Consider the following 10,661-nt stretch of genomic DNA (forward strand, 5'->3'; position numbering starts at 1 on the left):
AAGCGCCCCCGGCATCGAGGAAGCCCCCGACGGCGGCAAGGTGCGGGCAGGTTGTGGGTCTCAGTCAGAGCTGTGTCCGCTCTTGCTGTTCGGCCTTCGTATCCCGGTGGCCGACGGGCCGGGACGCATTCATGTCGAACAGGAGCATGGCGTCGTGGTCGGGGGTGCCGGGTTCGGCGGTGTAGACGCCGAGGCGCTGACCGGGGGTGCCTTCGAGCTGCATGCTCTGGCCGCTGAGGGTGAGGACGCCGACCTGCGGATGGTGGAACGTCTTCTGAACGTTCTTGCGCCCGACGACGTCATAGCGCTCCCACAATTTGGCGAAGTCCGGGCTCTTGAGCAGGAGCTCACCCACGAGGCTGGTGAGGTCCGGCGCGTCCGGGTCGGTCCCGGCCTGGGCGCGCAGCCGGGCGACGCAGCCGCGGATCTGGTTGTCCCAGTCGGGGAAGAGGGTGTGCGCGGTGGGGTGGAGGAAGAGGTAGCGGGCAAGGTTGCGGTGTGTGGCGGGCCAGTCGGCGAGGCCCGCGTACAGGGCGAGGCCGCCGGGGTTCCAGGCGAGCAGGTCCATGCTGCGGCTGATGACGTAGGCGGGTTCGGCCGCACCGTCTCCAGGATCAGCTTCAGGTGCGGGCGCACGGTCCGGCTGGGCGGCGGCGGAGGTTCGGGGGCGTAGCGGGCGGCGCGGGCGGCGAGCTCGCGCAGGTGCTGGTGCTCGGCATCGTCGAGATGCAGGGCGCGGGCGAGGGCGTCGAGCACGGAGGGGCTGGGCCGGGTCTCCTTGCCGCGCTCCAGGCGGACGTAGTAGTCGATGCTGATGCCGGCGAGCGTGGCCAGTTCCTCGCGGCGCAGGCCGGGGGTGCGGGGCAACGGGCAGGACACGGTTCCAGCAAACCGTGATGGAACGACAGACCTGCCCCGATCAGCAGCGATGAGTCTCCGAACGGCACAAGACGCCCACCGCCGGTGCCCCGGCAGGCCATCTGGGTACGACTCCGGGGAGGGCTCGCTGGCAGCCACCCTTCCTCGGTCGACGCCTGTACCTGCCCGTGAAGTGTCTCTGCCGGGCGGGTCCTGCCGTCAGCGTGCCAGCAGGACCCGGACGTCCCAGGCGTTCAGCCTCAGCTCCTCCCCCGCCTGGTGATCCGTACCGTCGAGCACGTCCCGGACCGCGGCGGGGAGTCGGACCGGCACCTCGTCCCAGGACCAGTTGTGCACGAAGCGCACCCTGCGGCCGTCGGGAGCGGTGGCACCCGTACTGGTGACGCCCTCCTGCGGGAACCTCCACCCGCCTTCCCGCGCGGGGAGGGTCCACCGGAGCAGTGACGCGGCCAGGACCGGGTCCGGGACGGTGCCCACGTACGTCACCCGTCCCTCGCCGTGGGAGCGCATGGTGACGGCGGGCCAGCGGCCGAAGTGCGGGTGATCGTATCCGGCCAGGACCTGTGCGCCACCGGCCTGGAGGCCATCCACCCAGCGGGTGGCCGCCGCACCGTCCGGCAGGGCGAGAGGGGAACCGGGGGCGGGGCGGACCGGCAGGTCCTCGGAGAGGTTGCTGAACTCGTCATACCAGGCCCCCGCCGCCGCTGGGCCAAGGTTTTCCCCATCGCGCCCAGCACGCTATTGGCTTGGCACCGCAGGCTCGTCGCCCGCCAATGGGACTACTCCCGACGACGCCGCGGTCCCGGACGGCCGCCCACGCAGGCCGCCGTCAAGAACCTCGTACTGCGCCTCGCCCACGAGAACAGCCGATGGGGCCACCACCGGATTCAAGGTGAACTGGCCCGGCTCGGACACCCGATCGCCGTCTCTACCGTCTGGCAGATCCTCCACACAGCAGGCATCGACCCCGCACCACGCCGCACCGGCCCAACCTGGCGCGAGTTCCTCTCCGCACAGGCCACCAGTCTGATCGCCTGCGACTTCCTCCACATCGACACCATCAGCCTGCACCGCCTGTACGCCCTGGTCTTCCTCGAGCACCACACCCGGCGCCTGCACGTCGCCGGCGTCACCGCACACCCGACCGCTGCCCGGGCCACCCAGCAAGCCCGCAACCTCGCCACCGACCTGGGCATACGCATGAACGCGCTGCGCTTCCTCATCCGAGACCGCGACAGCAAGTACACCGACGCCTTCGACGCCGTATTCCAAGCCGAGGACATCGAGATCATCAAGACACCGGTCCGCGCACCGAAGGCCAACGCCCACTGCGAACGCGTGATCGGCGCCCTCCGCCGAGAAGTCCTGGACCACATACTCATCCTTGGCGAAGGTCACGCGCGCCAGGTCCGGGCCACGTACCAGAGGCACTACAACGCGCACCGCCCCCACCGGGCCCGATGCCAACTACCTCCCCAAGCTCACGGGCAACCACCTCCGGTCCTGAAACCAGCCAGCCGACGAGTCCTGCGTACCCGCATCCTCGGCGGCGTGATCAACGAGTACAGCTATGCCGCTTGACCAGGAGCGACGATTATTCGAGCCCCACAGGGTCGGGAGCCGACAAGGGGTTCTTATGCCTCTCGATGCAGAGAGCATCCGGATCGATGGGGTGACCGCAGGGGCCTACGATTGACGACGGCATGCAGGGCGCGGTACGGCGCCGTAGGTCTACCGGATCGGGTGACGGACGAATCGGACACCATTGACACGTCTGCGAGTTGGGAGCACGAGGGCTCCCAGAGGGCTCCCACTTGCTCCCATCCCGGAAACGGTTAAGGCCGTCTCCGCTACCCGCGGAAACGGCCTCCGACCTGCGAAAACGCTGGTCGGGACGACAGGATTTGAACCTGCGACCCCTTGACCCCCAGCCGCGCGGCAATTCTCCCTCTATGCCCTACTTTAAGACTCTCGCAGATCTGCCGCGCCGTCAAGCTCCGTACGATGCCGTACACGACGCGGTCAAGTGGCACATGGAGCAGCTTCGACGCGGTGCACCGCGACCACGCAACTGCTCAGGCTTCGAACCTATGAACCGGCCGCGGACCGCTACCAGCCCAGCAGGAACGCCCGACGCCTGACCAGGGCGGATGCAATATTCGGCACCCACAGTGTTGCGCACGTAGGCCAGTTACCCCCACCCGTGCTGAAGCTGCTCTTGAACCATCCCTCGTCCGCCAGCGGGACCATCGTCATCGCGGTCATCGCCTTCTCCTTCCCCTCTTTCGGGCCGCTCGCCCTGATGCGGCGTCCCGGTGCCTTGAGCACACCGGTGAGCAGTCAGGTGAGACCACCGTGAGAAGCACTCACTCACACCTCACTCACCACCAGCCCAGGCACACACACCGACGAGATGGGCCCGACCGCAGACAGTCCCCGGCGACTTCGGCCACAGGCACGCTGGCAAGCTTCGGCGGTCGCCCCGGGAACAGCCGCAAGCCCGCTGCGAGGATGGGGTGACGCAGTCCCGCGCGGCGGACGGTCCGGTCACAGTTGGGGCAGGAGTGCTCTGTTGTGACGGGACGGGCAGTTCGCTCCGGTATTTGCTCCTGTGCGCTTCTGGTGCGCGCCCCGTGCGCTGTCCAACGGTGGTCCTGCCAAGGACACGCCTCGCTCGAGCACCGAATCCGCTTTCGCTGATCCGACCCGCCCGGGGCGCGTGACGGGGACCTGGACGGTAAGGGGCACAGCGTGGACGCCACCGGCAGAACAGCAGACGACGAAGACCCGGTGGACCGCCTCCGGCAGAACGCCCACCTGCGGGCCGTGCCCGACGCGGCCGATGGGCCACCGCTACCCGAAGACGAGCCGCACAGCCCACCGGCCGACCGCGCGCCAGAGAACCCAGTCCCGACCGCGGACGGTCCGGTACAGCAGGCCGCCGAGGCGTTCGCGGCCGAACTGATGCGGCTGCGCACCGCCGCCGAACTCTCCCAGCCCGCCCTCGCCCGGCGCCTGGGGTATGACAGGTCCTACATCACCCACCTGGAATGCTGCACCCTGGCTCCCACTCGGCCGGTCGCCCGCCAAGCCGACGAGTTCTTCGGCTCCGGTGAGACCCTGACGCGCCTCTGGCGCGCTTACCACACCGCCCGCACCGCCAGCCGACGCCAAACACAGCGCCACCAGGTCGCGGTTGGCGGCCAGGAGGGGCAGCCCAGCCCCGATGCCGCAGTCGCACGCCAGGCCCCGCACGACGCGGACGAGCACGCGTCCGCATCGTCCGCTCCCGAGGCTGCCAGCAGCGGACAGCCCGGTGTTCCGGCAGCGTTCGACCTGCGCGGTGCGACAGGCGTGATGTTCGGCAATGGCAACACCCAGCACATCACCCGCTGACCTGTCCGAGTCCCGCTCCACGGGCGACGTCTGCGTCGTTCAGCCCCCGGCTCCGGTAGCGCGGCAAGCGACAGCCCAACACACACCGCCTGCCCCGGGGCCGCAGCCGTTCCCGGGGTACCCGCACCGCACAGTAGGGACTCCGACGGATGGACTTGCGCCGCAGCACCGGCGTGCAGACCGGTGACCACAACACCCAGCACATCACATACCAGACCTCGCCCCGGCCCGCCCCCGTCGCCCTGCACAGCACCCTCCCCCGGGACGTCACGGCCTTCACCGGCCGCGAAGACGAACTCCACCGCCTCCTACACGCGGCCGAAGATGGCCACACCCCGGTCATCAGCATCCACACCGTCGACGGCATGCCCGGCGTCGGGAAAACCGCCCTGGTCACCCACGCCGCCCACCAACTCGCCGCGCACTACCCGGACGGACAGCTGTTCGTCGACCTCCACGCCCACACCGCCAGCCAGTCCCCTGCCGACCCTGCCGACGTCCTGGCCACGCTACTGATCCGGATCGGCATCAGCCCCCAGAACCTGCCCGACACCCTTCAAGAGCGCGCCGCGCTGTGGCGGGACCGCGTGGCCGGACGCAAGATGCTGCTGATCCTGGACAACGCCGCTGGCCCCGACCAGGTCGAACCTCTGCTGCCCGCCTCCCAGCAATGCCTGGTCCTCGTCACCAGCCGCCGACGCCTGATCGCCCTCGACGGCGCCGAACCCCTCCCACTCGACACCCTGCCCTCCGACCAGGCCTCCCGCCTCTTCACCCGCCTGGCCCGACGCACCCCCACCCAAGCGGACCACGGCGCGGTAACCGAAGCCGTACGGCTGTGCGGCCACCTTCCGTTGGCCATCACCCTGCTCGCCGCCCGCCTGGCTCACCACCCCACCTGGAACCTCACCACCTTCACCGACGAATTCGCCACCGCCCAAGATCGTCTGAGCGAACTTGAAGCCGGCAACCGCGCCGTCGCCGCCGCCTTCGACCTCTCCTACCAAGACCTCCCACCCCACCTCCAACACCTCTTCCGCCACCTCGGCCTCCACCCCGGCCCCGACATCGACCCCTACGCCACCGCAGCCCTCACCAACGTCCCCCTCACCCGGGCACGACGCCACCTGGAAACCCTCTACACCGACCACCTCATCGAAGAACCCACCCCCCGCCGCTACCGCCTCCACGACCTCCTCCGCGAATACGCCCATACCCTCACCATCCAAGACCCCACCGAAGCCCGCGCCCAAGCCACCCACCGCCTCCTCACCTACTACACGTACACCGCCCACATCGCCGACCAACACCTGACCACCACCCCACGCCATCACACCCATTCCCACACCGCACCCGACGCTGCACCCGAACTCATCACTCGCGAATACGCGCTGGCCTGGATGCGCACCGAATATCCCAACCTGGCCGCCTGCGCTCACCACAACACCGGCCACACCCAACCTACGCACCTGATCGCCCTAGCCAGAGCCATGGCCGCCTTCCTTTACCAGCAAGGCCCTTGGGACCAAGCCATCGCCCTCCACCAAACCGCTGCCGAGGCTGCACATCACACCAACGACCGTCACGGCGAAGCCGACGCCCTCTGGGACCTGGGCTGGGTGCGACGGGTGACGGGTGACTTTGTCGAGGCAGACAAGCTGGCCGGGCAAGCCCTGGAGCTGTACCGCAAGCTCGACGACCGCCACGGCGAAGCCAACGCACTGTGGGGCCTGGGCGTGGTGCGGCGAGTGACGGCTGATTTTGCCGGGGCAGACAAGCTGGCCGGGCAAGCCCTGGAGCTGTACCGCAAGCTCGACGACCGCCACGGCGAAGCCAACGCACTGTGGGAGCTGGGCTGGGTGCGGTGGTTGATGGCTGACTTTGCGGGAGCGGATGAACTGCTGAGGCAGGCCCTGGAGCTGTACCGCGACCTCGGCGACCACCTCGGCGAAGCCAACGCACTGCGAGGCCTGGGCGTAGTGCGGCGGGTGACAGGTGACTTTGCAGGAGCGGATGAACTGTTGGGGCAGGCCCTGGAGCTCTTCCGCGACCTCGGCGATCGCCGCGGCGAAGCCAACGCACTGTGGGGCCTGGGTCGGGTGCGGCATGTGACGGGTGACTTCGGGGGGGCGGGCGAGCTAGCCGGGCAAGTTTTGGAGTTATTTCGCGACCTCGGCGACCGCCTCGGCGAGGCCCATGCTCTGGGGGGCCTAGGCCGAGTGCGGCGGGTGATGGGTGATTTTGATGGGGCAGACGAGCTACTGGGGCAGGCCCTGGAGCTGTACCGCACCCTCGGCAACCAGCACGAGGAAGCCAATGCCCTGCAGGACCTAGGTGTGGTGCGGACTCAGTTGAGGGACTTCAGAGCGGCTACCGACCTCCTGACGCGATCACGGAAGCTGTTCAAAGAAGTCGGCGACAGGCAGGGAGAGGCAGAGGCGCTGAATAGCACGGGCAATCTTCTCGCCGAGTCTGGCGAACCGCAGGAGGCACTTGCTGCCTATCAGCAGGCTCTCCTCATGGCGCGTCAGGTCCGCAGTCCCCTCGACGAGGCACACGCCCTTGAAGGAACGGCCCGCTGCCGAGCACACACTGACACGTGGTCCGCAATCGCCACCCTTCGCAAGGCCGTGGCCATCTACTGTCGCATCGGTGCTGCCGAGACACCCGCCGCCGCTCAGTACCTCACACAGTTGGAAGGCGGGCAAGCCCAACCTGTGTGGCTTAACGGGCGTCTAATGTGGCCGAATTACCCTTGATTGACTAGTACGTCCCTCGCCAGGCTGGTGTGGCCTCGTCCGTCATGCGCTTGGAGAGGTTGTCGATCGAGTCGACGTGGATCACGGCTTCGGAGCTGGCGTCGCGGGCGAGGCGGCGGTGCATCATGATCCAGTCAATACTCCGCTCCACTACCCAGCGTCCTTTCACGACGTGAAAGCCGCGAACTCCCGGGTTTCTATCAACGACTTCGACGTCGATTTCCGAGCTGCGCGCCACGCTCGACGACGGTCCTCTTGAAGCCGATGTCGACCCAGCTCTTGGCGATGGTCGGATAGGCCTTCTTGGCTGGTCGATCCCCAGTGCGTCATCGGAGAGGCTAGCGGCGGTGACGCTCACGGCGAGGATCAGGCCGATTGTGTCGGTGAGGATGCCCCGCTTCCGACCCACGATCTCCTTCGCGGCATCCGTTCCCTGGCTGGCCACGGGCACGTTGGTGGAGGTCTTCACGCTCTGGGTGTCGATGACGGAACCCGTGGGTTCGGCCTTGCGTCCCTCCATCGCGCGGGCCAGACCGGTCAGGTTGTAAGCTGAGCGAAGATTCCCTCGTCGCGCCAGGCGGGGTAGTAGGCATAGACGGTGCCGTGGCTCGGAAAGTCGCGCGGGAGGTATTTCCAGGGAACTCCGATGCAGCTCGCGTGGAGAATGGCGTTGAACACGTCGCGAAGGTCGACTTTGACCGGCTGGCCGGTGGGCCTGGGGTCGAGCCTGATTTCCGCCATGCCGTCAGGGTCGGCTCAATCAGAGCCCATCGGGCGTCGGACCGGTCGCTGGGGTACGGCTTCCGCTTGCTCACGCCGTAGCGTTGACACAGGAGGGCCGGAAAGTGACGGGTGGTGTCGTCCTGGTGGCCGGTTTGGGAGACCGGTGCCGACGAGGCAGCCGTCGAGGACCTCGTGGCAGTACTGGAACTGGCGTAGGCCGCGTCGGATAGCGGAGATCAGCTCGTCGGGATCGGCGGGGGCTCGGTTGACCACCGATGCATCGCCAGGCGGACCAGATGCCCTCGACGGGGTTCAGGACAGGTGCGCGATGACGGGGTTGTCGTCGCCCTGCTGGAAGTGCTCGACCGCCTCCAACCGCTACTTCTCACGGGCGGGCCGCCGTTCGTCGATCAGTCCGCTCTCTGCGCATACCTCATACGGCCGGAATTTCGCAAGGGCCATGAGGCGTCAGCCCCTACGGCATTAAGTTTTGCAGAACTATATGGGGGGGTTGACAGTGCCCGACAGGCGCGGGACGGTCATGGAGCAGGAGCGCGCAACCGGTCAGGCAGGGGGACAGTCATGACGTTACGGTTCATCGGGATCGACCCGAATACGGGGGGCGAAAATGGATCGCCGACGGTTTGGGTGGAGGAAGAGAGTGCCGATCTGATCCTGCAGGGTGAAGAAGCCGAGGCGATGCTGCAGCAGGTGATCAGCGGTACCGAGTGGGTACCCGGACATGCGGCCGGTATTCCTGATCACGAGCGGGCCATCAGGATCCCAGCTCGCATGGTGCCGATCCTGAGGAAGGCATGCGATGTCGCCGAGCAAGCTCACCGAGGCTCTCTTCTCTGACTCTTCTGCATTTCGCACTTCGTAGCGGGCGGTCTGGAAGGAGCCGAGTTCGGCCAGAAGGTCCCGCTAGCGCGAGCAGAGCCCTTGCCTGAAGGGTGTCAATATTCCGATCAGGCTGCTGATCTGGGCGTTTCCTGCGGATGGTGAGGCAGTCGGGGTGGCAGGGTGTGGTACTCGTTGAGAAGCTGTTGTCTTTTCGATCTTGAGCGGTGGCGGTCGAACGCGGATTCCCGGTCGGGTGATCCTGTCGTGGCCAGAGCATGAAGACGGGGCCTCCTGAACAGCTCGTGGGTGTCGAATCCATAGAGCAAAAGGAGGCCCCTGTGCTGCAGTCTTCCGTGCCGACGGCCGGGCGGTCCAACTCGGCCGCTCCAACGTGTGATTGCCTCGCGCACGTGTACGACAACGCGGCCGACCGGCCCGAACGGCAGCGCCGGTACCCGACGGACATGACGGACGCGGAGTGGGCCGAGGTCCGGCCGCTGCTGCCGGTGCCGGGCTGGATGCGCGGGCGGGGCGGCTGGCCGGAGGGATACGCCACCGCGCGCTGCTGGACGCGATCCGGTACCTCGTGGACAACGGCATCAAGTGGCGGGCGATGCCGGCCGACTTCCCGTCGTGGGACCGAACGTATGCGTCTTCCGCCGCTGGCGTGACCACGCCCTGGTCAGAGAGTTCCACGACCGGCTGCGCGCCCGGGTCCGCGAGCGGCTGGGCCGGGACGCGCAGCCGACGGCCGGTGTGATCGACTCGCAGTCGGTCAAGGCTGACGCCGTCGTCGGCGCCGACAGCCGTGGCTTCGATGGCGGCAAACAGATCAATGGACGCAAGCGGCACGTCGTGGTCGACACTCTCGGCCTTGCGCGATCCTGTTGCCCATTTGCTGTTTGGGCTGGTCGGGGTGTTGATCGTTGCGGCAGGGTGGTGTGGTGGCCGGTCCTTCTCGTTCCCGGTCGCGGGGTGGGAGGGGCTCAGTGTCGATGGAGCCGCGGTCGTGGCCGGAGCCGATGCCGGAGGTGGCTCGGGCGGTGCGGGCGAAGTACTCGGGGCGTCAGGTGCCGCTGCCGGTCGCGGTACGTGACCGGCTCGGTGAGTTGTTCTCGGACGCAGAGTTCGCCGGGGCCTTCGCAGTAACGGGTCCGCGTGGCTGGTCACCGGGCCGCTTGGCCCTGGTCACGGTGTTGCAGATGGCCGAGAACCTCACCGACCGGCAGGCTGCCGAGGCGGTGCGGGACAAACTCTCCTGGTCCTACGCTCTCGGACTGGGTCTGGAGGATCCCGGCTTCGACTTCAGTGTCCTGTCACAGTTCCGCACCCGGGTTGCCGCCCATGGCCTGGAAGAGAAGGTGCTGGACCTGCTGCTGGCCAAGCTGGTTGAACAAGGGCTGCTGGCCGCAGGAGGCAAGCAACGCACCGACTCCACCCATGTGGTCGCGGCGGTGCGGGAGTTGAACCGCCTCGAGCTGGCCGGGGAGGCGGTTCGCGCCGCGCTGGAAGCGCTGACCTGTGCGGATCCGGACTGGGTCGCCCAGGCGGTGGACGTGGCCTCATGGAGTAAACGGTACGGACCGCGGGTGGACAGCTGGCGTCTGCCCACCTCCCGGGCCAGGCAGCAGAAACTGGCCGTGGACTTCGCGCGGGATGGCTTCGCCCTGCTGGGCGCGGTCTACCACCCCAGCTCTCCGGTCTGGCTGCGCGAACTGCCCGCAGTGCAGGTCCTGCGATGTGTGCTGCTGCAGAACTACACCCGCACCACCACGCGAGGCAGCCGCGAGGTCGTCAAACGGCGGGAGAAGACCGACGAAGGCGGTGACGGCCGCCCGCCCGGCCACCTACGACTGTCCTCTCCGTATGACACCGACGCCCGCTGGTCCGCCAAACGCGACACCTTCTGGAACGGCTACAAGCTTCACATCAGCGAAACCTGCACCTCCACCTCCGAGACGCAACGCTGAAGGTGCCAGAAACCTCGTCCGTGCTGGTCACGACGCCGGAGCGCTGCAGCGGCCCGCCGCTCAACCATGGCAGAAGTGGAACCACCGCGCC

At 67.8% G+C, this 10,661-nt stretch carries 6 protein-coding genes and 4 pseudogenes; 6 read left to right on the top strand and 4 right to left on the bottom strand.

Going from position 1 to position 10,661, the window contains the following annotated elements; translation table 11 throughout:
• Positions 1 to 64: 64 nt before the first annotated feature.
• The 3 genes and pseudogenes from ACZ59A_RS43415 to ACZ59A_RS43425 form a co-directional block, all read right to left on the bottom strand.
• A pseudogene (locus tag ACZ59A_RS43415) lies at positions 65 to 930 on the bottom strand (helix-turn-helix transcriptional regulator).
• Between the two features lie 147 nt (positions 931 to 1,077).
• Positions 1,078 to 1,365 (bottom strand): Beta-galactosidase C-terminal domain, encoded by a 288-nt coding sequence (locus ACZ59A_RS43420; RefSeq protein ID WP_470971013.1) that lies wholly within the window; start codon positions 1,363 to 1,365, stop codon positions 1,078 to 1,080.
• A gap of 6 nt (positions 1,366 to 1,371) precedes the next feature.
• Positions 1,372 to 1,470: pseudogene (locus ACZ59A_RS43425) on the bottom strand (hypothetical protein); the annotation flags it as partial.
• Between ACZ59A_RS43425 and ACZ59A_RS43430 the strand changes: the two are divergent.
• From ACZ59A_RS43430 to ACZ59A_RS43440, 3 genes are all read left to right on the top strand, one after another.
• A complete protein-coding gene (locus ACZ59A_RS43430; RefSeq protein ID WP_470971015.1) occupies positions 1,423 to 2,460 on the top strand; it encodes an integrase core domain-containing protein in 1,038 nt (345 codons plus the stop codon). The pseudogene ACZ59A_RS43425 and the gene ACZ59A_RS43430 sit on opposite strands and share 48 nt — an antisense overlap.
• 1,170 nt (positions 2,461 to 3,630) lie before the next feature.
• Complete coding sequence (locus ACZ59A_RS43435) at positions 3,631 to 4,275, top strand: helix-turn-helix domain-containing protein (RefSeq protein ID WP_470971001.1); 645 nt, start codon at positions 3,631 to 3,633, stop codon at positions 4,273 to 4,275.
• Between the two features lie 149 nt (positions 4,276 to 4,424).
• Positions 4,425 to 7,034, top strand: a complete 2,610-nt coding sequence (locus tag ACZ59A_RS43440; protein ID WP_470971003.1) for an ATP-binding protein — start codon at positions 4,425 to 4,427, stop codon at positions 7,032 to 7,034.
• 4 nt (positions 7,035 to 7,038) lie between these two features.
• Here the strand turns inward: ACZ59A_RS43440 and ACZ59A_RS43445 are convergent.
• A pseudogene (locus ACZ59A_RS43445) lies at positions 7,039 to 7,849 on the bottom strand (IS5 family transposase).
• Between the two features lie 490 nt (positions 7,850 to 8,339).
• Between ACZ59A_RS43445 and ACZ59A_RS43450 the strand changes: the two are divergent.
• The 3 genes and pseudogenes from ACZ59A_RS43450 to ACZ59A_RS43460 form a co-directional block, all read left to right on the top strand.
• Positions 8,340 to 8,615, top strand: a complete 276-nt coding sequence (locus tag ACZ59A_RS43450) for a hypothetical protein (RefSeq protein WP_470971005.1) — start codon at positions 8,340 to 8,342, stop codon at positions 8,613 to 8,615.
• A 571-nt stretch (positions 8,616 to 9,186) separates the two neighbouring features.
• Positions 9,187 to 9,360, top strand: a complete 174-nt coding sequence (locus tag ACZ59A_RS43455; RefSeq protein ID WP_470971017.1) for a hypothetical protein — start codon at positions 9,187 to 9,189, stop codon at positions 9,358 to 9,360.
• 235 nt (positions 9,361 to 9,595) lie between these two features.
• Positions 9,596 to 10,567, top strand: a pseudogene (locus tag ACZ59A_RS43460) (transposase); the annotation flags it as partial.
• Positions 10,568 to 10,661 lie beyond the last annotated feature (94 nt).

The organism is Streptomyces sp. NPDC040405 (genome assembly GCF_055595765.1).

Bases quoted from the DNA above. Each gene is read 5' to 3' on its own strand.
- ACZ59A_RS43440 (WP_470971003.1), top strand. From the start codon at position 4,425: ATGGACTTGCGCCGCAGCACCGGCGTGCAGACCGGTGACCACAACACC.
- ACZ59A_RS43450 (WP_470971005.1), top strand. From the start codon at position 8,340: ATGACGTTACGGTTCATCGGGATCGACCCGAATACGGGGGGCGAAAAT.